This window comes from Borborobacter xinjiangensis (assembly GCF_047739745.1).
Taxonomy (GTDB): Bacteria; Pseudomonadota; Alphaproteobacteria; order Rhizobiales; family Rhizobiaceae; genus Pseudaminobacter.
In genome coordinates, this window is record NZ_JBLLVA010000002.1 from 285,074 (window position 1) to 306,099 (window position 21,026).

At 61.1% G+C, this 21,026-nt stretch carries 19 protein-coding genes; 17 read left to right on the plus strand and 2 right to left on the minus strand.

Features of this window, described 5'->3' with window-relative positions:
* The first annotated feature begins 131 nt into the window (after positions 1–131).
* The 14 genes from ACLKMW_RS03725 (at position 132) to ACLKMW_RS03790 (ending at position 15,536) form a co-directional block, all read left to right on the plus strand.
* Positions 132–1,520, plus strand: coding sequence for a TolC family outer membrane protein (locus ACLKMW_RS03725; RefSeq protein ID WP_415723028.1), 1,389 nt, complete (start codon positions 132–134; stop codon positions 1,518–1,520).
* A 368-nt stretch (positions 1,521–1,888) separates the two neighbouring features.
* Entirely contained in the window at positions 1,889–2,671 is a 783-nt protein-coding gene (locus ACLKMW_RS03730; protein ID WP_415723187.1) for a PopZ family protein, read from the plus strand.
* 312 nt (positions 2,672–2,983) lie between these two features.
* The gene (locus ACLKMW_RS03735) at positions 2,984–4,612 is read left to right on the plus strand and encodes a CTP synthase (protein WP_415723029.1); all 1,629 of its coding nucleotides are present in this window, start codon (positions 2,984–2,986) and stop codon (positions 4,610–4,612) included.
* A gap of 68 nt (positions 4,613–4,680) precedes the next feature.
* Positions 4,681–5,574 (plus strand): VOC family protein, encoded by an 894-nt coding sequence (locus tag ACLKMW_RS03740; protein WP_415723030.1) that lies wholly within the window; start codon positions 4,681–4,683, stop codon positions 5,572–5,574.
* Positions 5,571–6,404, plus strand: a complete 834-nt coding sequence (gene kdsA, locus ACLKMW_RS03745) for a 3-deoxy-8-phosphooctulonate synthase (protein ID WP_415723031.1) — start codon at positions 5,571–5,573, stop codon at positions 6,402–6,404. The genes ACLKMW_RS03740 and kdsA overlap by 4 nt, the downstream gene beginning before the upstream one ends.
* A gap of 78 nt (positions 6,405–6,482) precedes the next feature.
* Positions 6,483–7,757 carry a phosphopyruvate hydratase gene (gene eno, locus ACLKMW_RS03750; RefSeq protein WP_415723032.1) on the plus strand — a complete coding sequence of 425 codons (1,275 nt, stop codon included), beginning with the start codon at positions 6,483–6,485 and terminating at the stop codon, positions 7,755–7,757.
* A 144-nt stretch (positions 7,758–7,901) separates the two neighbouring features.
* Positions 7,902–8,228, plus strand: coding sequence for an FtsB family cell division protein (locus tag ACLKMW_RS03755; protein WP_415723033.1), 327 nt, complete (start codon positions 7,902–7,904; stop codon positions 8,226–8,228).
* Positions 8,229–8,397: 169 nt separating this feature from the next.
* Entirely contained in the window at positions 8,398–9,441 is a 1,044-nt protein-coding gene (gene pdhA / locus ACLKMW_RS03760) for a pyruvate dehydrogenase (acetyl-transferring) E1 component subunit alpha (RefSeq protein WP_415723034.1), read from the plus strand.
* A 15-nt stretch (positions 9,442–9,456) separates the two neighbouring features.
* Positions 9,457–10,857, plus strand: a complete 1,401-nt coding sequence (locus tag ACLKMW_RS03765) for a pyruvate dehydrogenase complex E1 component subunit beta (protein WP_415723035.1) — start codon at positions 9,457–9,459, stop codon at positions 10,855–10,857.
* Positions 10,858–10,867: 10 nt separating this feature from the next.
* A complete protein-coding gene (locus tag ACLKMW_RS03770) occupies positions 10,868–12,271 on the plus strand; it encodes a pyruvate dehydrogenase complex dihydrolipoamide acetyltransferase (RefSeq protein ID WP_415723036.1) in 1,404 nt (467 codons plus the stop codon).
* Complete coding sequence (lpdA, locus tag ACLKMW_RS03775; RefSeq protein ID WP_415723037.1) at positions 12,271–13,716, plus strand: dihydrolipoyl dehydrogenase; 1,446 nt, start codon at positions 12,271–12,273, stop codon at positions 13,714–13,716. The genes ACLKMW_RS03770 and lpdA overlap by 1 nt, the downstream gene beginning before the upstream one ends.
* A 112-nt stretch (positions 13,717–13,828) precedes the next feature.
* Positions 13,829–14,086: a GlsB/YeaQ/YmgE family stress response membrane protein gene (locus tag ACLKMW_RS03780; RefSeq protein WP_415723188.1), complete on the plus strand. Its 258-nt coding sequence runs from the start codon at positions 13,829–13,831 to the stop codon at positions 14,084–14,086.
* An 8-nt stretch (positions 14,087–14,094) separates the two neighbouring features.
* Positions 14,095–15,072, plus strand: coding sequence for a lipoyl synthase (gene lipA / locus ACLKMW_RS03785; protein ID WP_415723038.1), 978 nt, complete (start codon positions 14,095–14,097; stop codon positions 15,070–15,072).
* Positions 15,072–15,536 carry a type II toxin-antitoxin system RatA family toxin gene (locus ACLKMW_RS03790; RefSeq protein ID WP_415723039.1) on the plus strand — a complete coding sequence of 155 codons (465 nt, stop codon included), beginning with the start codon at positions 15,072–15,074 and terminating at the stop codon, positions 15,534–15,536. Before lipA ends, ACLKMW_RS03790 begins: the two co-directional genes overlap by 1 nt.
* Here the strand turns inward: ACLKMW_RS03790 and ACLKMW_RS03795 are convergent.
* Both ACLKMW_RS03795 and ACLKMW_RS03800 read right to left on the minus strand, forming a co-directional pair.
* Positions 15,533–16,018 carry a CinA family protein gene (locus ACLKMW_RS03795; protein WP_415723040.1) on the minus strand — a complete coding sequence of 162 codons (486 nt, stop codon included), beginning with the start codon at positions 16,016–16,018 and terminating at the stop codon, positions 15,533–15,535. The two genes, ACLKMW_RS03790 and ACLKMW_RS03795, sit on opposite strands and share 4 nt — an antisense overlap.
* Entirely contained in the window at positions 16,015–17,244 is a 1,230-nt protein-coding gene (locus tag ACLKMW_RS03800; RefSeq protein WP_415723041.1) for a bifunctional 2-C-methyl-D-erythritol 4-phosphate cytidylyltransferase/2-C-methyl-D-erythritol 2,4-cyclodiphosphate synthase, read from the minus strand. The genes ACLKMW_RS03795 and ACLKMW_RS03800 overlap by 4 nt, the downstream gene beginning before the upstream one ends.
* Before the next feature lie 117 nt (positions 17,245–17,361).
* Here ACLKMW_RS03800 and dusB point away from each other — a divergent pair, with 117 nt between their 5' ends.
* Genes dusB through ntrC form a run of 3 tightly spaced genes read left to right on the plus strand, consistent with a single transcriptional unit; the run spans position 17,362 to position 20,959 of the window.
* Entirely contained in the window at positions 17,362–18,381 is a 1,020-nt protein-coding gene (dusB, locus tag ACLKMW_RS03805) for a tRNA dihydrouridine synthase DusB (protein WP_415723042.1), read from the plus strand.
* On the plus strand, positions 18,378–19,505 hold the full coding sequence (locus tag ACLKMW_RS03810; RefSeq protein ID WP_415723043.1) for a two-component system sensor histidine kinase NtrB: 1,128 nt from the start codon (positions 18,378–18,380) through the stop codon (positions 19,503–19,505). The genes dusB and ACLKMW_RS03810 overlap by 4 nt, the downstream gene beginning before the upstream one ends.
* Positions 19,502–20,959 (plus strand): nitrogen regulation protein NR(I), encoded by a 1,458-nt coding sequence (ntrC, locus tag ACLKMW_RS03815; RefSeq protein ID WP_415723044.1) that lies wholly within the window; start codon positions 19,502–19,504, stop codon positions 20,957–20,959. The genes ACLKMW_RS03810 and ntrC overlap by 4 nt, the downstream gene beginning before the upstream one ends.
* Positions 20,960–21,026 lie beyond the last annotated feature (67 nt).

Below are 21,026 nucleotides of genomic sequence, written 5' to 3' on the forward strand. Positions count from 1 at the left end.
CCGCCTGGACTATCGTTGCCGATTCCTCGTCGAGTTTCCGAGGGGCGGCGGGGACCTGTGTGGCTGCTTCAGGCAATGCGAAACGCCGAGCGATGTCATACGGCTTCCGGCAAACGAATGAGGGATTAGCAGTGTCGCTTGTACGCAAGAGTTTTTTTGCCGCCATTCTTATGTCGGCCACAGCACTGTCGACTGCAACCGTCTCCGCCGAAACCATCCTTGGGGCACTTGCCAAGGCATACCAGAACAATTCCGAACTGAACTCCGGGCGTGCCGGCGTGCGCGTCACTGACGAGGGCGTGGCGATCGCCAAGTCCGGATATCGTCCGATCGTGGTCGGTTCGTCGAGCATCAACTATACCTCCCAAGCCGGCACCCGGCTTACCACCGGAAATTTCGGGGTGGAGATAAGACAGACCCTGTTCGACGGCTTTCAGACGAAAAACAACGTTGCCGCCGCTGAATCGCAGGTGTTCGCCGCCAACGAAAGTCTGCGCAACACCGAAATGAACATCCTGCTCAACGCGGCCACCGCCTATATGGATGTCATCCGTGATCGGCAGATCGCGACGCTGCGCGAACGCAACCTGCAATTCCTGAATGAGCAGGGCCGCGCCGCGCGCTCGCGCTTCGATGTCGGTGAAGGCACCCGCACCGACGTTGCGCAGGCAGATGCGGCGCGCTCGCTGGCGGAGGCTCAGTTGGCTGCGGCGCGTGCCCAGGCTTCGTCGAGCGCTGCGATCTATCGCCAGATCATCGGCGACGATCCGGGCAATCTCAGAGGTGCCTCGCCGGTGGCGAAGCTGCTGCCTGCGAGTCTGGACCAGGCCTTCGCGCTGGCTGCGGCAGGACATCCGGCCATCCTTGCGACCCAGCATCTGGTGGATGCAGCCGGTTTCGCGGTCAATGCGGCTGAAGGCGCGTTGTTGCCGCAGATTTCCGCTTCAGCCGGCGTGTCGCGCAACTATCGTGAAACCCGCGGCGGGTTTGACCCGATCACCGGATTGCCGGGGGGGGACAGCACCGCGAACACGGCGGCAACCATCGGCGCCACGCTCACCGTGCCGATCTACCAGGGCGGCCGCGCCTCGGCGCAGGTGCGTCAGTCCAAGGAATCGCTCAGCCAGGCTCGGATCGAGGTCGATGTGAGGCGCGATCTGGTGCGGGCGGCGGTGACCTCGGCATGGACCTCGTACATCGCGGCGCGGGAAAGCGTTACCGCCAACCGATCGGCGATCTCGGCTGCAGAGCTGGCTTTGAACGGTGTCATCGAGGAGCGCAATGTCGGCCAGCGCACGACCCTCGACGTGCTCAACGCGCAAAGCGACGTCATCGATGCGCAAATCAACCTGGCGAATGCCGAACGTGAAGTGGTCGTTGCGAGCTACGCAATCCTTTCGGCGATCGGCCAGCTCTCCGCCACCCGACTCGGGCTTCAGGTGACCGAGTATCGGCCGGAAGAACATTATGAGGCGGTCAAGGACAAGTGGATCGGCTTGCGTACGCCCGACGGCCGCTGATGTCGCCACCGTCAAATTGCGGATGATCCGGCCTGGGTGCCGGTCATCAATTTTTACCAGTCGGCGCGGGCCTGATGCTCGGACAGTCGCCAGGAGTGTCCCCGAACGCATGAATGCATCCAACAGTCGCGAATGATTTTGCAGGTCATGCGCCGTTCAAATATTGCTCGGCTCCTTCTGTGAAGGTGCTTCACCGTAATCTGTTGAAATCGGCCGCGCTGCGACTTTGGGGATTCTCGAACGCCGATACGTCCGTTACGCTAGAGCATTGATTCGAATGGCTTCATCCGTTCGGACCGCGAATTCCGGCTCTCAGGGTGGCGAACGTGACGACGGCACAGGCAAGCAGCGCACAGCGCGAACCTTCGATGGAAGAAATACTCGCTTCCATTCGCAGAATAATCGAAGATAGCGATACTGCTCGCAAGGAAGGCGAGCTCGGCGCGGCCGGCGAGGGTAGCGAATCCCGTCTCGACAATGCGGTAATCGAAGTGGACGCGTTTCGTGCCGAGTTGCGGGCAGCGCAAAACGATGCCGGGAAGCCCGTTAACCTGGCTGAAGTGCAGGCGCGGATTGCCGATGAACCGCAACCCGACGTGAAAGAGGCGCATCTGGGACATGACGCGCAGGCCACAACCGGAGTGGAGGCGCAGCCGGACGTTGCACCAAAGGCTTCAGTCGAAAGCTCCACGTTCGCCGTGCCAGTTTGGAATATTCCAGCCGAGAAGGAGCCTGCGCCGGCCGCTTCGGGCGTGGTTGAATCTGCCTATGACGATCAGCTCGAAGCAGCGCTTGGCGATCTGTCGATAGAGCAGGCGGCTGCAGATCAGCCTGAACCCACTCCGGAGCCTGCCGCGCCGACCGTTGACAGCAATTTCGCCGTCAATGAAAGCCGCACCGAGACGCCGTCTTCTGGTGGCGCAGAAAGTCCCAGGCCTGCGATTTTGTCGGAACATGCCGGCCGTCAGGTCGCGGCGGCGTTCGGCGAATTGTCGGAGGCCTTCGCGGCGCGAAGCCGCAAGACGTTTGACGACATGGCAGCGGAAATGATGCGGCCGATGCTCCAGGATTGGCTGGACAATAACCTGCCGACCCTTGTGGAGCGTCTGGTGCGGGAAGAAATCGAACGTGTCGCGCGCGGAGCGCAATAACGGCGCAATGGCCGTGGTGCCGGGCCGGTTGGCAGTCGACAACATTGTAGCCCGACGGAGGTTGCGGCGTTCGAGTGCGCTTCTTTCATATTGATCCGCAAAGTTTTTGTGCCGTTGCGTTCCTGAGCGATTGCTGTGCTGATGACCTGTGGCAACGTTCGTGCAAGCGGTATTTCGTTTGAATTCCAGCGACTTCGTTCCGGACAAGACACCTTGGCGCGGATGCCCGATGGCAATCTTTGATAGGAAAACGTCCTTGCCAGAGATTTTCCACTGGCGGAATCAATCCCATAACGATATGCGATGACTCCCATGGCGCGATATGTATTCATCACTGGCGGCGTGGTTTCCTCACTTGGAAAAGGCATCGCTGCGGCGGCTCTTGGGGCTCTCCTGCAGGCGCGCGGCTATCGCGTGCGCATTCGCAAGCTCGATCCTTATCTCAATGTCGACCCCGGCACGATGTCGCCCTATCAGCATGGCGAAGTCTTCGTGACCGATGACGGTGCCGAGACCGACCTCGATCTTGGTCACTATGAGCGGTTTACCGGCCGCTCTGCCAATCAGCAGGACAGCATCACCACCGGCCGCATCTACAAGAACATCATCGAGCGGGAGCGTCGTGGCGACTATCTCGGCGCGACGGTTCAGGTCATTCCGCACGTCACCGACGAGATCAAGAACTTCATTCTTGGCGGCAATGACGACTTCGACTTCGTGCTTTGCGAGATCGGCGGCACGGTCGGCGATATCGAGGCAATGCCGTTCCTCGAGGCGATTCGTCAGCTCGGCAACGATCTGCCGCGCAACAATGCGGTCTATGTTCATCTGACGCTGATGCCGTACATTCCGGCTGCCGGGGAGCTCAAGACCAAGCCGACGCAGCATTCCGTCAAGGAACTGCGCTCGATCGGCATCGCGCCCGACATCCTGCTGGTGCGCGCCGATCGCTCCATCCCGGCGGAAGAGCGCAGAAAGCTTTCGCTGTTCTGCAATGTGCGTGAATCCGCGGTCATTCAGGCGCTCGACGTTGGCCACATCTATGATGTGCCGATGGCCTACCACAAGGAAGGGCTGGATTCGGAAGTGCTTGCGGCTTTCGGCATCGATCCGGCTCCGAAGCCGCGGCTGGAATCCTGGCAGGATGTGTCACGTCGCATCCACAACCCAGAGGGCGAAGTCACGATTGCCGTGGTCGGCAAATATACCGGCCTCAAGGACGCCTACAAATCGCTGATCGAGGCGCTTTCGCATGGCGGCCTGGCCAACAGGGTGCGCGTCAAGCTCGACTGGATCGAGTCGGAAGTGTTTGAAAAGGAAGATCCGGCGCCGTTTCTGGAGAAGGTGCACGGCATTCTTGTGCCCGGTGGCTTCGGCGAGCGCGGCTCGGAGGGCAAGATCCTTGCGGCGAGATTCGCCCGCGAGCGAAAGGTGCCTTACTTCGGCATCTGCTTCGGCATGCAGATGGCCTGCATCGAAGCGGCGCGATCGCTTGCCGGAATCGATGATGCGTCGTCTTCCGAGTTCGGTCCCACCAAGGAACCGGTCGTCGGCCTTATGACCGAATGGTTGAAGGGCAACATGCTGGAAAAGCGTCGCGAAGCGGGCGATCTCGGCGGCACGATGCGGCTCGGAGCCTATGAGGCACGGCTTGGTGAGGGCAGCAAGATTGCCGAAATCTACGGCGACACCGCCATTTTCGAACGGCATCGGCATCGTTACGAGGTCAATATCGACTATAAGGCGCGGCTGGAGGAGTGCGGCCTGGTGTTTGCCGGCATGTCGCCGGACGGCGTGCTGCCGGAGACAGTCGAGTATCGCGATCACCCGTGGTTCATCGGCGTCCAATATCACCCGGAGTTGAAAAGCCGTCCGCTTGATCCGCATCCGCTGTTTGCCAGCTTCATCGGTGCCGCGGTCGAGCAAAGCCGGCTCGTATAGCGGCGCTTTCAACGCGCATTTTGCAGTATGCTTGAACGGAGCGGCTTTTTCGGGCACATGGCACCGAGATGAGCATCAGCCCTGCAAAGCTCCGCAACCTTGACCATCTGGTCCTGCCGACAGCCAATCTGGTGACGGCGCGAGCGCGGCTGAGCGGATTGGGATTTACGGTCGCGCCCGTCGGCGTGCATCCCTTTGGCACGGAAAACGCCTGCATCTATTTTTCTGGCGGCACCTTTATCGAGCCGCTTGCCGTCGCAGATAAGGAGCGGGCGGCGCTTGCCATTGCGGACGGCAATGAGTTTGTCAGCCGTGACCGACAGTTTCGTGCGCGCAACGGCGATGAAGGGCTTTCGGCGCTGGTATTCGGGACAGAAAACGCCGACCAGGACCATGACGCCTTTGTTCGTGCCGGAATATCGGCTGGAGCCAGGCTCGATTTTTCAAGGCCTTTCGTCGACACGTCCGGCAGGGCCGACACCGCGTCGTTCCGGCTGGCATTCTCGGCCGACGCCCAAGCGCCGGACGCATTCTTCTTCACCTGCGAGCGGGTCAATGCACCGAAGGTCGACCGCTCAGCGCTCCAGGCCCATGCCAATGGCGTCAGTCATATCGCGGCGGTGGCTGCCTGCGGCAACGAGCCGACGGCGTTTCGCGATTTCTTCGAGAAAATGACTGGCGGGCAAGGTCGCTCCGCCGATGACGCCCGCATCGATTTCCCGCTGTCCAACGCGACCATATCCTTGATCAATCCCGCCGCGTTCAGGCAGGATTTCGGGGTGGACGCTCCGCAGGCGGTCGGTTTTCGACTGTCTGCGATTATTTTTGCCGTCAATGATCGAGCCGCGACCGAACGGCTCTTCAAAGCCGGGTCCGTTGTCTATGAGACGCGCAATAACCGTCTCGTCGTCCCAACTGCCAAGGGGCAGGGCGCCGTTTTTGCCTTCGAGGAAATCCGATGACCGCACCAAATTCGACAGTGACAGTCGGCAATGTTGTTTTCAGCAACACAGCCGCATTTTCGCTGATTGCCGGGCCGTGCCAACTCGAATCGCGCCAGCATGCATTCGACATGGCCGGCGCGTTGAAGGAGTTGACCGAGAAGCTCGGCATCGGCCTCGTCTACAAATCCAGCTATGACAAGGCCAATCGCACTTCGCTGACCGGCAAGCGCGGCGCCGGTCTCGACGCGGCGCTGCCGGTATTCGAGGCATTGCGCAAGGAGCTGTCGCTTCCGGTGCTCACCGACGTGCACACGGAAGAACAATGCGCGATCGTTGCGCCGGTCGTCGATATCCTACAGATTCCGGCCTTCCTGTCGCGCCAGACCGACCTGCTGATCGCCGCCGCAAAGACCGGCAAGATCGTGAACGTCAAGAAGGGCCAATTCCTCGCGCCATGGGACATGAAGAACGTCGTGGCCAAGGTGACCGGCTCCGGCAATTCGAATGTGCTGGTCACCGAGCGCGGCGCATCCTTCGGCTATAATACGCTGGTATCCGACATGCGCGCGCTGCCGATCATGGCCGAGCTGGGTGCGCCGGTGATTTTCGATGCGACCCATTCCGTGCAGCAACCGGGCGGGCAGGGTGGCTCGTCGGGAGGCGAGCGGCGCTTTGTCGAGACGCTTGCCCGGGCAGCCGTCGCGGTGGGCGTGGCGGGGCTTTTCATCGAGACTCACCAGGACCCGGACCATGCCCCCTCCGACGGGCCGAACATGGTCGCGCTGAAGGATATGCCGGCCCTACTCGAACGGCTGGTGGCCTTCGACAGGATCGCTAAAAGCGTCTGATCAGGGCGCCGACGCATTGCGTTTTCGTCGGCTTTCGCTAAGACGTGCACGGTGATTTTGCCAGGAGGGAACCTTTCAATGACAGCCATCATCGACATTGTCGGCCGGGAAATTCTGGATAGTCGTGGCAATCCGACCGTCGAGGTGGATGTGGTTCTCGAGGACGGTTCGATGGGCCGTGCGGCGGTTCCGTCCGGCGCTTCCACGGGCGCTCATGAGGCCGTGGAATTGCGCGACGGCGGCACTCGTTATCTCGGCAAGGGCGTCGAGCGCGCTGTCGAAGCAGTGAATGGCGAGATCTCCGACGCGATCTGCGGGCTGGAAGCCGAACACCAGGCCGAAATCGATGCGACGATGATCGACCTCGACGGCAGCGCCAACAAGAGCCGGCTCGGCGCGAACGCCATTCTTGGCGTCTCGCTGGCTGCCGCCAGGGCAGCCGCCCACGCTTCCGGCCTGCCGCTCTATCGTTATCTCGGCGGCCCGAACGCCCGTCTCCTGCCCGTGCCGATGATGAACATCATCAATGGCGGCGCGCATGCCGACAACCCGATAGATTTCCAGGAATTCATGATCATCCCGGTCGGCGCGCCGACCTTGCGGGATGCGGTGCGCTGGGGCTCCGAAATCTTCCACACCCTGAAGAAGGGCCTGAAAGACGCCGGCCACAACACCAATGTCGGCGATGAAGGTGGCTTTGCTCCCAATCTCAAGAGCGCGCAGGCCGCCCTCGACTTCATCATGGGATCGATTGAAAAGGCCGGCTACAAGCCTGGCGAAGACGTTTCGATCGGCCTTGACTGCGCGGCAACCGAATTCTTCAAGGACGGTGCCTATGTCTATGAAGGCGAGAGGAAGAGCCGCGATCCGAAGAGCCAGGCAAAGTATCTGGCGAAGCTTGCGGCCGATTATCCGATCATCTCCATCGAAGACGGCATGGCCGAGGACGACTGGGACGGCTGGAAAGCCCTGACCGATCTGTGCGGCGACAAGGTCCAGCTCGTCGGGGACGATCTGTTCGTCACCAACACGGCACGCCTGCGCGACGGCATCCGCATGGGGGTCGGGAACTCGATCCTCGTAAAGGTCAACCAGATCGGTTCGCTGACCGAGACGCTGGAAGCAGTGGAAACCGCGCATAAGGCGCGCTACACGGCCGTGATGTCGCATCGCTCGGGAGAGACCGAGGACACGACGATCGCCGACCTCGCCGTCGCCACCAATTGCGGGCAGATCAAGACCGGCTCGCTGGCGCGTTCCGACCGGCTGGCGAAGTACAACCAACTCATCCGCATCGAAGAGGAACTCGGCAAGCAGGCCCGCTATGCGGGGCGGTCAATCCTCAAGGCCTGAGGTTTTCAGCTTCTCTGATCGACAAGGAAGGGCGGGCAACCGCCCTTTTTTCATGCGCGGCAGGCGGCGTTTCGACAAAACTTGCGACCCTCGTAACCGTCCATTAAGCAAGATTGCGCCAGAACATGTGCAGAGGATGCGCACATGTGGACACGTCAGCACAAAGAGAGAAATACAGGTCGGCTGATCGTGCCGGCGCTGACGGTGCTGTTCCTTTCCTATTTCGGCTTCCACGCCTACCACGGCGAATTCGGCATCTATTCCAAGTATCAGTTGCAGGACCGGACCGCGGAATTGCAGGCGAAGCTCGACGCGATAAAGGCGCAGCGGGTCGATCTGGAGCGTCGCGTACAGTTGCTGCACGATGGTACGCTTGAGAAGGACATGCTTGACGAACAGGCGCGCAAGGCGCTTAATCTGTCGCATCCCGATGAGATCACCATTATCCGCTCGCCGGATTTGTCGAATTAACTCAATATCAGTTAATCGACCATATTCTTAATGAATTTAAGCGTTTAGATGCATACGTGCCATGCGTTTTTCCGCATGGCGGAACGCTTGATTGCATGCTAGCTTCCTTCAATCCGAAGGGAGCCGCTCCCTTCGATGTCCGGGAAGAGACATTACCAGGGAGTGATGTATGGCCGTCGCCGCCAAGAAGGCGTCTGCGCGATCCAGAGCAGACGCGAAATCCAATCTGGGCCCCGTCGCGCCCAAACCAGCAGAATTCACCAAGGAACACGAACTCGCCGCCTACCGCGAGATGCTTCTGATCCGTCGTTTCGAGGAAAAGGCCGGCCAGCTCTACGGCATGGGCTTCATCGGCGGTTTCTGCCACCTCTATATCGGCCAGGAAGCGGTGGTATCGGGCATGAAGATGGCGCTGATCGAAGGCGACCAGATGATCACCGCCTATCGCGACCATGGCCATATGCTGGCGATGGACATGTCGCCTCGCGGGGTGATGGCCGAGCTGACGGGCCGCCGCAACGGCTATTCCAAAGGCAAGGGCGGCTCCATGCACATGTTCTCCAAGGAGAAGAACTTCTATGGCGGTCATGGCATCGTCGGCGCGCAGGTGTCGCTCGGCACGGGGCTGGCTTTCGCCAACCGCTATCGTGGCAACAAGAATGTCTGCCTGACCTATTTCGGCGATGGCGCGGCCAATCAGGGCCAGGTCTATGAGAGCTTCAACATGGCCTCGCTGTGGAAGCTTCCCGTCGTCTATGTCATCGAAAACAACCGGTATGCCATGGGCACGTCGGTGACCCGCTCCTCGGCCGAAACCGATTTCTCGCAGCGCGGCGCTTCGTTTCGCATTCCTGGCATCCAGGTGGATGGCATGGACGTGCGGGCGGTGAAGTCGGCCGGCGACCTGGCGACCGAATGGTGCCGGGCGGGCAAGGGGCCGATCATCCTGGAAATGCAGACCTACCGCTATCGCGGCCATTCGATGTCGGATCCGGCGAAATATCGCTCCAAGGAAGAAGTGCAGAAGATGCGCGCGGAGCATGACCCGATCGAGCAGGTCAAGGCGCGGCTCCTTGATAAGAAATGGGCCGACGAGGACGAGTTGAAGGCGATCGACAAGTCGGTGCGCGATATCGTTGCCGACGCGGCGGAATTCGCGCAGGCAGATCCCGAGCCGGATGCTTCCGAGCTCTGGACCGACGTTACGCATTGAAGGAGGGGCAGGGATATGCCGATCGAAATTCTCATGCCCGCGCTTTCTCCGACGATGGAAGAGGGCAATCTTTCCAAATGGTTGAAGAACGAGGGCGACAGGGTCGTTGCCGGCGATGTTCTGGCTGAGATTGAAACAGACAAGGCGACCATGGAGGTCGAGGCCGTCGATGAGGGCACGCTGGCCCGCATAGTGGTGCCTGCCGGTACGGAAGGCGTCAAGGTCAATGCGGTGATCGGGATGCTGGCGGCCGAGGGTGAAGACGTCGACGCTGCCGGAGAAGCCGTAGGCGAGGAAGAGGTGAAGGCCGATGGCTCGGCGCCGGCAGCCGAGGCTGCACCCGCGGCGGCCAAGAGCGAGGCTGCGGCGCCCGTTGCGGCGGCCCCAAAGGTTGAAGTCGCCGCCGATCCAGATATTCCGGCCGGCACTGAGATGGTGTCGACGACGGTTCGCGAGGCATTGCGCGATGCAATGGCAGAAGAGATGCGTCGCGACCCCGACGTCTTCGTCATGGGCGAGGAAGTCGCCGAATATCAGGGTGCCTACAAGATCACGCAAGGGCTACTGCAGGAGTTTGGCGATCGGCGCGTGGTCGATACGCCGATCACCGAGCACGGCTTTGCCGGCGTCGGCGTCGGTGCGGCAATGGCCGGACTGAAGCCGATCGTCGAGTTCATGACCTTCAACTTCGCCATGCAGGCGATCGACCAGATCGTCAATTCGGCTGCCAAAACGCTCTATATGTCCGGCGGCCAGATGGGTGCGCCGGTTGTATTTCGCGGGCCGAACGGTGCGGCCGCGCGCGTCGCGGCCCAGCACTCGCAGTGTTATGCGGCGTGGTACGGCCATATACCCGGCCTCAAGGTTGTCATGCCCTACACGGCGGCCGACGCCAAGGGCCTCCTAAAGGCTGCAATCCGCGATCCCAATCCGGTGATCTTCCTTGAGAATGAAATCCTCTATGGCCAGTCCTTCGACGTGCCGAAGCTTGACGATTTCGTGCTGCCGATCGGCAAGGCACGTATCCATAAGCCCGGCAAGGACGTGACGATCGTCTCCTTCGGCATCGGCATGAGCTATGTGGTCAAGGCGGAGGCCGAACTGCGCGAGATGGGCATCGATGCGGAAATAATCGATCTCCGGACGATCCGTCCGCTGGACTTCGACACCATCATAGCGTCGGTGAAGAAGACCAACCGGCTGGTGGTGGTGGAAGAAGGCTTCCCGCAAAGTTCCGTCGGCGACTTTATCGCCAACCAGGTTTCGCAGCGCGCTTTCGATCATCTCGACGCGCCCGTCATCACGATTGCCGGCAAGGACGTGCCGATGCCCTATGCGGCCAATCTCGAAAAGCTGGCGTTGCCGAACGTTGCCGAGGTCGTCGAGGCGGTCAAAGCTGTTACCTATCGCGGCTGAGGGGGAAGCAATGCCGATAAACATCACCATGCCGGCCCTCTCTCCGACAATGGAGGAGGGCAATCTCGCCAAGTGGCTGGTCAAGGAAGGCGACAAGATTTCGCCGGGCGACGTGATTGCCGAGATCGAAACCGACAAGGCGACCATGGAGGTCGAAGCCGTCGATGAAGGCACGGTTGCCAAACTAGTGGTACCTGCCGGCACCGAAGGCGTGAAGGTCAATGCGCTGATCGCCATTCTCGCCGGCGAAGGCGAGGACGCGAGCGTCGCTGCCAAGGGCGGTGACGGTGCCGCCGCAAAGGCGGAGACGGCAAAGCCCGAACCCGCCCCCTCATCTGGTCCTTCGGGCCATGGGGAGAAGAGCGCGCCTGCCTCCACGCAAGCCGCTTCAGGCGCCAACGGTGCCGGGACCTCCTCGCCCCAGCGGGGAGAGGGTGGTTCGCGCAGCGAACCGGGTGAGGGGGCAAATCGCATCTTTGCCTCGCCGCTGGCTCGCCGTATCGCCAAGAATGCCGGCATCGACTTTACGTCGGTTGCCGGCAGCGGCCCGCGTGGGCGCGTCGTCAAGGCCGATGTTGAGGCGGCGATTGCTGGAGGCGGTGCCAAGGCGGCGGCGCCTGTGGCGAAACAGGCGTCCGAAGCCGTGGCTCCCGCGCCGAAGCCGATGGCGGACGATCAGGTGCTGAAGCTGTTTGCCGAGGGCTCCTACGAATTGGTGCCGCACGACAATATGCGCAAGACGATTGCGCGGCGTCTGGTCGAGGCCAAGAGCACCATTCCGCATTTCTATCTCACGCTCGATTGCGAAATTGATGCGCTGCTTGCGTTGCGCAAACAGCTCAATGATGCCGCGCCGGTGAGGAAGATCGACAAGGGTGACGTTCCGGCCTACAAGCTGTCGGTCAACGATCTGGTCATCAAGGCGATGGCGTTGGCGCTGCGTGACGTCCCGGACGCAAATGTCTCGTGGACCGAGGCGAATATGGTCCACCACAAGCACGCGGATGTCGGCGTTGCCGTATCCATCCCCGGCGGATTGATCACGCCGGTGGTGCGCAAGGCTGACGAAAAACCCCTGTCGGTTATCTCCAACGAGATGAAGGACATGGCGGCGCGCGCCAGGAGCCGCAAGCTGAAGCCCGAGGAATATCAGGGCGGCACGACAGCGGTCTCCAATCTCGGCATGTTCGGCATCAAGGATTTTTCCGCGGTCATCAATCCGCCGCACGCCACCATTCTTGCCGTCGGAGCGGGTGAGGAACGGGCGGTGGTGAAGGGCGGCGAGATCAAGATTGCCACCATCATGTCGGTGACGCTGTCCACTGATCACCGCGCGGTAGATGGTGCGCTCGGCGCCGAGCTCCTCGCCGCCTTCAAGCGCCATATCGAGAATCCGTTGGGAATGCTGGTCTGATGGCTGACTCTTACGACATCATCATCATCGGGTCCGGTCCCGGCGGCTACGTTACCGCCGTGCGCGCAGCCCAACTCGGCTTCAAGACCGCGATTGTCGAGCGCGAACATCTGGGCGGCATCTGCCTCAACTGGGGCTGCATCCCGACCAAGGCGCTGCTGCGTTCGGCCGAGATCATGCACTATGCCGAGCATGCGAAAAACTATGGCCTGAAGATCGAGGGCACCGTTACGGCGGATGTTAAGGCCGTGGTCGAGCGTTCCCGCGGCGTCTCGGGGCGGCTCAACAGCGGCGTCGGCTTCCTGATGAAAAAGAACAAGGTCGACGTGATCTGGGGCGAGGCAAAGCTCACCAAACCTGGCGAGATCGTCGTTTCCAAATCATCGAAGAAGCCGATGGAGCCACAGCATCCGGCACCAAAGAACACCAAGGGCGAGGGTACCTACACGGCCAAGCACATCATTCTCGCCACCGGAGCGCGACCGCGCGCGCTGCCCGGCATCGAACCCGACGGCAAGCTGATCTGGACCTATTTCGAGGCCATGGTGCCGAAGGAGCTGCCGAAGTCGCTCCTGGTGGTGGGATCGGGGGCGATCGGCATCGAGTTCGCGAGTTTCTACCGCACCATGGGCGTCGATGTGACCGTGGTCGAGGTCATGCCTGCGGTCATGCCGGTCGAGGATGCCGAAGTTTCGGCCTTCGCCAAGAAGCAGTTTGAAAAGCAGGGCATGAAGATCCTGCTCGAAGCGAAGGTAACCAAGGTCGAGAAGGCCGCCAACTCCATCACCGCCCATGTCGAGCTCAAGGACGGCAAGGTGGAGAAGATTACCGCCGACCGCATGATCTCGGCGGTGGGCGTACAGGGCAATATCGAAAATCTCGGACTTGAGCAGCTTGGCGTGAAGACCGAGCGCGGCTGCGTCGTGGTGGATGGTTATGGCCGGACCAATGTGCCCGGCATCTATGCCATCGGCGATGTCGCCGGCCCGCCGATGCTGGCGCACAAGGCAGAGCATGAGGGCGTCATCTGCGTCGAAAAGATCGCCAATGTTCCGGGCGTCCATGCCCTGGACAAGCTGAAGATACCCGGCTGTACCTATTGCAATCCGCAGGTGGCATCGGTCGGGCTGACCGAAGCGAAGGCCAAGGCTGAAGGCAAGGAGATCCGGGTCGGGCGATTCCAGTTCGGGGCGAACGGCAAGGCGATCGCACTTGGCGAGGATCAGGGCTTCATCAAGACGATTTTCGACAAGAAGACCGGCCAGTTGCTCGGCGCTCACATGGTGGGCGCGGAGGTGACCGAACTCATCCAGGGCTTCGTCGTCGCCATGAACCTCGAAACCACGGAGGAAGAGCTGATGCACACGATCTTCCCACATCCGACGCTGTCGGAAATGATGAAGGAAAGCGTGCTCGATGCCTATGGACGCGCGCTGAACGCGTAAGCAGGCGGGAAACGGCGAAGCCTGTTGCTGTGCCGAATGGCGGCCTATATGGGGTGTTGGTGAAACGGTAGCGAGGAGAGCTTCCTTGGACCCTCAATATGGAATTCTGAGCATGCCGGGAACCGGCTTCTTCGGCATGCTGCTGATCGGTTTCCTGGCGGGCTACGTTGCCGAGACGACCATGAATCGGGATCATGGCTTCTTCACCAACATATTGGTTGGCATCGCCGGCTCCTTCGTCGGCGGGACGCTCGCCGGCCTGATTGGTTTCAATTATTACGGTTTCCTCGGCAATCTGGTCGTCGCGATTGCCGGAGCGCTTCTCATTCTCTGGATATTCGGCCGGTCGCAGGCCGCCCGTCAGCCATAGGTTACGATATGGTCACTGTGCTCGACCTCGTTTCGACCAAGCCGCGCCCACGCCATCCAGAAAAGGCCCACAGGCCTGACCACGAGGTGCTGCGCAAGCCGGACTGGATCCGCGTCAAGGCGCCGGTTTCAAAAGGCTATGCCGAAACGCGCGACATCGTGCGTTCGCACAAGCTGGTGACCGTGTGCGAGGAGGCGGGTTGCCCCAATATCGGCGAATGCTGGGAAAAGAAGCACGCCACCTTCATGATCATGGGTGAGATCTGCACCCGGGCCTGCGCTTTCTGCAACGTGGCGACAGGCCGCCCGAATGCGCTTGACCCTGAAGAGCCGGAAAGCGTGGCCAAGGCGGTCAAGCAGATGGGACTTTCGCATGTCGTCATCACCTCTGTTGATCGCGACGATCTGGACGATGGCGGCGCGCAACATTTCGCCGAAGTGATCCGCGCCATTCGTGCCGCGACCCCCGAAACCACCATCGAGATTCTCACGCCGGATTTCCTGCGTAAGGAGGGCGCGTTGGAGATAGTGGTCGCGGCAAAGCCCGATGTCTTCAACCACAATCTGGAAACCGTGCCCTCGAACTATCTTACGGTGCGGCCGGGCGCCCGCTATTTCCATTCGGTGCGGCTCTTGCAGCGGGTGAAGGAACTCGATCCGTCGATGTTCACCAAGTCCGGAATCATGGTCGGGCTCGGTGAGGAGCGTAACGAAATCCTGCAGCTGATGGACGATCTGCGTAGCGCCGATGTCGACTTCATGACCATTGGCCAATATCTGCAGCCGACCAGGAAACATCACCCGGTAAAGGCTTTCGTGACGCCCGAGGAGTTCAAATCCTACGAGACGATCGCCTACAGCAAGGGCTTCCTCATGGTATCCTCAAGCCCGCTGACCCGCTCTTCTCATCATGCCGGCGAGGATTTCGCCCGCTTGCGGGCCGCGCGCGAACAACTATTGAAGAAGTCCGCCAAAGCGCTGGTTTGATGCCGAAATTCGAGACCATCCGCCACGTTTCCCATACGCCGGAACAGATGTTTTCGCTGGTGGCGGACGTGGAGGAATATCCGCAATTCCTACCGCTTTGTGAGGCACTTACCGTTCGTTCGCGCAAGGAGCGCGAAGGTCGTACCGTGCTCGTCGCCGACATGACGGTCGGCTACAAGGCGATCCGGGAAACCTTTACCAGCCAGGTTCATCTGAAGCCGGACGAGCACGCGATCGACGTGAAATATCTGGATGGCCCCTTCCGCTATCTCAGCAACATATGGCGGTTCGACGCGACTGAAGACGGCACCTGCGATATCCATTTCTTCATCGATTACGAATTCAAGAGCCGGATTCTGGGCGCACTGATGGGTGCGATGTTCGATCGCGCTTTCCGCATGTTCGTGGAGGCGTTCGAAAAACGCGCGACCGAGAAATTCGGCCCTGGAAAGGCGCCAGGCTAAACGAGCGCTCGGATTCCCATCGCCAAGGCGGTGCGAACCGTCTCGCGACGGATGAAGTCGCGCCCGTTGTCGGGAAAGATGTGCTGTTCGGCAACGGGCACCTCGCCACGTTTTGCCAGTCCGAACCAGACGAGGCCAACCGGCTTTTCCTCCGAGCCGCCGTCCGGCCCGGCAATTCCGGTCACTGCCAGGGCAATCCCGGCATGCGAATGCGCCAGTGCGCCCGTGGCCATCTCCAGCGCAGTCTCGCGCGAGACCGCGCCGTGAGTCTCAAGTGTGGCGGCGGAGACCCCGAGCATCTCCATCTTCGACTCGTTCGAATAGGTGACGAAGCCGCGGTCGACGGCTGATGAGGAGCCGGGAATGTCGGTCAGGACCGAGATGATCATGCCGCCGGTGCACGACTCCGCGGTCGCTGCCAGAATTTCACGTTGCGCGCAGGCTTTCAGGAAGCCGTCGGCCAGTTCCACAATCTCGCTCATTCGGGCAACTCCCCCGGATAGACCACGCTTGCGGTCGCAATCGCCGCGATTCCTTCTTCCCGGCCGACAAAGCCGAGCCGCTCATTGGTCGTCGCCTTGACCGAAATCCGTTCGCTGGCGATCCCCAGCATGTTCGCCAACGCGTCCGTCATCGCAGCGCGATGCGGCCCGATACGGGGAGCCTCGCAGATCAGCGTAACGTCGGCATTGGCGATCCTGCCGCCATGCGAACGCACGATGCTTGCTGCGTGTTCCAGGAAAATGCGCGAGGCGGCACCTTTCCATTGCGGATCGGAAGGCGGGAAATGTGTGCCGATGTCACCTGCGCCGCAAGTGGCAAGCAGTGCGTCGGTCAGCGCATGCAGGCCGACATCGGCGTCGGAATGGCCGGTGAGTTGTTTGTCATGAGGGATTTCGACGCCGCAAAGCGTGACATGGTCGCCCGGCCCGAACGAGTGAACGTCATAGCCGTTGCCGGTGCGCACATCGGGAAAGCCGGCGCCGCGTGGCGTAAGGCGCTGATCGGCCATTTCAATATCCCTTGCCCAGGTAAGTTTGACGTTGTCGGGGGAGCCGAGCACGATCCGCACAGGAATATCCGCCCATTCGGCGATCGCTGCGTCATCGGTGAAGTCGCCGCGGCCTTCCTCGTGCGCGCGCTGGTGAGCCGCCAGGATCGGATTATAGGCAAAGCCCTGCGGGGTTTGTGCCGCATGCAGGCCGGAGCGGGTGACGGTTTCCAATATGGTGCCGTCGTCGGCCTCGCGTTTCAGCGTGTCGGATACCGGCAGTGCGGGCAGGGAGCCATGGTCGGCGCCGATGCCATCGATCACACGGTCGATCATTGACGCTTCGATAAAGGGACGCACGGCGTCGTGGATCAGCACCGACATCGGTGCATGGTCGCGCAGCGCAAGCAACGCCAGTCGGGTCGATTCCTGCCTTGTCGTGCCGCCATTAACGACGGTGACGCGCTCGGCAAGTGCTCCAGCCGCCGCGCGAAAGAGTTCATGATCGTCCGGATGGATCGCGACCACGATCTCGCCGATCCGGGGATGATCGAGGAACGCCTGAAGCGTCCAGGCGATTACCGCCCGGCTACCGATGCGCCGGTATTGTTTTGGCCCGTCGGCCTGTCCGGCGCGTTCGCCGCGACCGGCTGCGACGATCACCACGGCGACCGATTGTCCTGGCGCTTTGCCGAATTGCGATGCCTGTTTTTCCATGGCAGACGCATAGTCGCAGCCGGGCATGAAAACCAGCCCTTTCGGATTTGTGCGTTGCGCAACAAACATAAACTGGCTACAAAATGAGCAGGTGAAAATCCTGCCTGGATTTGATGCATGATACAATTCAGCGATTTGGCGACACCGCTGGAAGTCGGCGGCGTCAGCATCCGCAATCGCGTCTTTCTGGCTCCAATGTCGGGCGTTACCGATGAGCCGTTTCGTAAGCGGGCCTATGAACATGGGGCAGGGCTGGTCGTGTCGGAAATGGTCGCGAGTGGGGAGCTTGCGAAGGGTCATGTGGCTTCGGGGCTGCGCATCCGTCATTCCGGCCTGCCGGTTCACATGGTCCAGCTCGCCGGGCGCGAAGCAACGCATATGGCCGAAGGCGCCCGCATCGCCGCGGGCGAGGGCGCCGACATCATCGACATCAATATGGGATGCCCGGCCAAGAAGGTGACCGGCGGATATGCCGGTTCGGCGCTCATGCGCGATCTCGACCATGCCCTGTCGCTGATCGATGCCGTCGTCGGTGCCGTCGATGTGCCGGTAACGGTGAAGATGCGCCTTGGCTGGGATGAAAACGCGCTTAATGCACCGGTGCTTGCGCGCCGCGCCGAACAGGCAGGCGTGAAGATGGTGACGGTTCACGGTCGTACCCGCTGCCAGTTCTACAAGGGCAAGGCGGATTGGCGTGCCATAGCCCGCGTCAAGGAGGCGGTTTCCATACCTGTCGTGGCCAATGGCGACATCGAAACGCCGCAGGATGCGGCTTCCATACTCGCGCAATCGGGTGCGGACGCGGTGATGATTGGCCGCGCAAGCTACGGCGCGCCATGGGCGAGCGGCGCAATCGCTGCGTGGGCCGCCGGCCGTTCGGCTTTCAATTCTCCCGGAACGGCGCAGGAAACCGCCGACTATGTGGTTGCGCATTATGAGGACATGCTGGCGCTTTACGGCAGCGAAAGCGGGCTGCGGCAGGCAAGAAAGCACCTTGGCTGGTATCTCGACCGCCTTGCCGGAGTTTCTCCGCAACTGCGCGCTTGCATATTGACCTCTTTCGATCCCTCCGCAGTCACAAGCGCATTGCGGCAGGCGTTTGCGGCCAACGAAGTGCCGGAGCGGGATGCCGCATGACCACGATGGCCACGGCAGGCAACGCCGCGCAGATTGTGCTTAACACCATCCATCGGCCGGTCATCATGGTCGGGCCGGACGATTTCATTACCTATGCCAATGCCGATGCGGAGGATTTCTTTCGCACCAGTGCTGCAACGCTGGCACGCGACACGCTGGCGCGCTTCGTGCCTTTCGGCAGCCCGATCCTTACCTTGGTCGAGCAGGTGCGCGAACGCCTTTCGCCAGTCAACGAGTACCGCGTCGATATCTCCTCGCCGCGCCTCGGCATCGAGAAGATCGTGGATATCTACGTGGCGCCAGTGCCGGAACTTCCGGGCTCGGTGGTTATCATGCTGCAGGAGCGGTCGGTGGCGGACAAGATCGACCGGCAGATGACGCACCGCGGCGCAGCCCGTTCCGTCACAGGTCTGGCGGCAATGCTGGCGCATGAAATCAAGAACCCGCTGTCCGGCATTCGTGGCGCGGCCCAGCTTCTTGAAACCGCAGTTTCCGATGAGGATCGCGCGCTCACACGTCTGATTACCGACGAGACCGATCGCATCGTCTCGCTGGTCGACAGAATGGAAGTGTTTTCCGACGAGCGTCCGATCGATCGCTATCCGGTCAATATCCATGTCGTCCTCGACCGCGTGAAGGAGATATCCAGGCGCGGATTCGCAAGCAAGATCAGCATCCTGGAGGATTATGATCCATCGCTTCCTCCGGTGTTTGCCAACCGGGATCAACTCATCCAGGTGTTCCTGAACCTGGTGAAGAACGCGGCCGAATCCCTCGGCAATGACCCGTCCGGCGAGATAACGCTTTCCACCGCCTTTCGCCCGGGCATGCGCGTGTCGGTGCCAGGCTCGCAGGCCCGCATTTCCCTGCCGCTCGAATTCTGCGTCCATGACAACGGCCCCGGCGTTCCCGAAGACATTCTGCCGATCCTGTTCGACCCTTTCATCACGACGAAGCAAAACGGCTCGGGGCTCGGCCTTGCTTTGGTCGCCAAGATCATCGGCGAACATGGCGGCATCGTCGAATGTGAATCGACGCCGCGCGGCACCACCTTTCGCGTGCTCATGCCGGCGTGGAAGGAGGGCGACGAAGCTCATGCGATCAGCGAAGGAAACCGTGCATGACCGCTCAGGGCCGCATTCTGGTAGCCGATGACGATGCTTCCATCCGCACGGTGCTCAATCAGGCTCTGTCGCGGTTTGGTCATGAGGTAAGGGTCACGTCGAGTGCTGCGACGCTGTGGCGCTGGGTAGCGGCGGGCGAGGGCGACCTGGTCATCACCGATGTGGTCATGCCTGACGGGAACGCATTCGACATGCTGCCGCGCATCAAGAAGGCGCGACCGGAACTGCCCGTAGTCGTCATGAGCGCGCAGAACACCTTCATGACCGCCATCCGCGCCTCTGAAACCGGTGCCTACGAATATCTGCCCAAGCCCTTCGATCTCGGCGAACTGTCGAGCATCGTCAATCGCGCGCTTTCCGAGCCCAAACAGCCGAAGATCGAGCGACAGGCGGACGAGCAGCCCGAATCCATGCCGCTCGTCGGCCGCTCGCCCGCCATGCAGGACATCTACCGTATGCTTGCCCGCATGATGCAGACCGATCTGACGGTGATGATTTCGGGAGAATCCGGCACCGGCAAGGAACTGGTGGCGCGGGCGCTGCATGAATATGGACGCCGCCGTAATGGGCCTTTCGTGGCGATCAACATGGCCGCGATCCCGCGCGATCTGATCGAGTCGGAGCTTTTTGGGCATGAAAAGGGCGCTTTCACCGGCGCCCAGAACCGCTCCAGCGGCCGCTTCGAGCAGGCCGAGGGCGGCACCTTGTTCCTGGACGAGATCGGCGACATGCCGATGGAGGCGCAGACCCGGTTGCTGCGGGTGCTCCAGCAGGGCGAATACACGACCGTCGGCGGCAGGACTCCGATCCGGACGGATGTGCGGATCGTCGCCGCCACCAACAAGGATCTGCGCGCGCTCATCAATCAGGGGCTCTTCCGGGAGGACCTTTTCTACCGATTGAACGTCGTGCCCCTGCGGCTTCCAGCACTTCGCGAGCGCTCGGAGGATGTGCCTGATCTCGTTCGGCACTTCTTTAAGCGCGCTGAGAGGGAAGGTTTACAACCCAAGCGGATTTCCAGTGGTGGCCTCGCGCTGATGAAGCGCTATCCCTGGCCCGGCAATGTGCGCGAACTGGAAAACCTGGTCCGTCGATTGGCGGCACTCTATGCGCAGGATGAAATTTCGGCCGAAGTCATCGAGACGGAGTTGAAGGCCGCCGAAATGCCTGCGACGCCAGGTGATCGTCCGATCCCGGATAATCTTTCCATAGGTCAGTCCGTCGAGCATTTCCTGCAAGGCTATTTTGCGTCGTTTGGCGAGGAACTGCCCCCTGCGGGCCTTTATCAGCGCATCCTGAACGAGGTGGAATTTCCGCTGGTGCTGGCGGCAATGACGGCCACACGCGGCAACCAGATCAAGGCTGCCGAACTTCTCGGGCTCAATAGGAACACGCTTCGCAAGAAGATTCGAGAACTGGGCGTCACAATCTATCGAACATCGAAATCGGGCTGAGGGTATCTGGGTCTGGATATCTTCCCTATCGGCCACTTTGTTGCATAATCGCCACAATGTGTTGCAT

Excerpts from the sequence above, each read along its gene's own strand:
- ACLKMW_RS03730 (WP_415723187.1), top strand. The coding sequence starts at position 1,889 with ATGGAAGAAATACTCGCTTCCATTCGCAGAATAATCGAAGATAGCGAT.
- ACLKMW_RS03735 (WP_415723029.1), top strand. The coding sequence starts at position 2,984 with ATGGCGCGATATGTATTCATCACTGGCGGCGTGGTTTCCTCACTTGGA.
- ACLKMW_RS03740 (WP_415723030.1), top strand. The coding sequence starts at position 4,681 with ATGAGCATCAGCCCTGCAAAGCTCCGCAACCTTGACCATCTGGTCCTG.
- kdsA (WP_415723031.1), top strand. The coding sequence starts at position 5,571 with ATGACCGCACCAAATTCGACAGTGACAGTCGGCAATGTTGTTTTCAGC.
- eno (WP_415723032.1), top strand. The coding sequence starts at position 6,483 with ATGACAGCCATCATCGACATTGTCGGCCGGGAAATTCTGGATAGTCGT.
- ACLKMW_RS03755 (WP_415723033.1), top strand. The coding sequence starts at position 7,902 with ATGTGGACACGTCAGCACAAAGAGAGAAATACAGGTCGGCTGATCGTG.
- pdhA (WP_415723034.1), top strand. The coding sequence starts at position 8,398 with ATGGCCGTCGCCGCCAAGAAGGCGTCTGCGCGATCCAGAGCAGACGCG.
- ACLKMW_RS03765 (WP_415723035.1), top strand. The coding sequence starts at position 9,457 with ATGCCGATCGAAATTCTCATGCCCGCGCTTTCTCCGACGATGGAAGAG.
- ACLKMW_RS03770 (WP_415723036.1), top strand. The coding sequence starts at position 10,868 with ATGCCGATAAACATCACCATGCCGGCCCTCTCTCCGACAATGGAGGAG.
- lpdA (WP_415723037.1), top strand. The coding sequence starts at position 12,271 with ATGGCTGACTCTTACGACATCATCATCATCGGGTCCGGTCCCGGCGGC.
- ACLKMW_RS03780 (WP_415723188.1), top strand. The coding sequence starts at position 13,829 with ATGCCGGGAACCGGCTTCTTCGGCATGCTGCTGATCGGTTTCCTGGCG.
- lipA (WP_415723038.1), top strand. The coding sequence starts at position 14,095 with ATGGTCACTGTGCTCGACCTCGTTTCGACCAAGCCGCGCCCACGCCAT.
- ACLKMW_RS03790 (WP_415723039.1), top strand. The coding sequence starts at position 15,072 with ATGCCGAAATTCGAGACCATCCGCCACGTTTCCCATACGCCGGAACAG.
- ACLKMW_RS03795 (WP_415723040.1), bottom strand. The coding sequence starts at position 16,018 with ATGAGCGAGATTGTGGAACTGGCCGACGGCTTCCTGAAAGCCTGCGCG.
- ACLKMW_RS03800 (WP_415723041.1), bottom strand. The coding sequence starts at position 17,244 with ATGGAAAAACAGGCATCGCAATTCGGCAAAGCGCCAGGACAATCGGTC.
- dusB (WP_415723042.1), top strand. The coding sequence starts at position 17,362 with ATGATACAATTCAGCGATTTGGCGACACCGCTGGAAGTCGGCGGCGTC.
- ACLKMW_RS03810 (WP_415723043.1), top strand. The coding sequence starts at position 18,378 with ATGACCACGATGGCCACGGCAGGCAACGCCGCGCAGATTGTGCTTAAC.
- ntrC (WP_415723044.1), top strand. The coding sequence starts at position 19,502 with ATGACCGCTCAGGGCCGCATTCTGGTAGCCGATGACGATGCTTCCATC.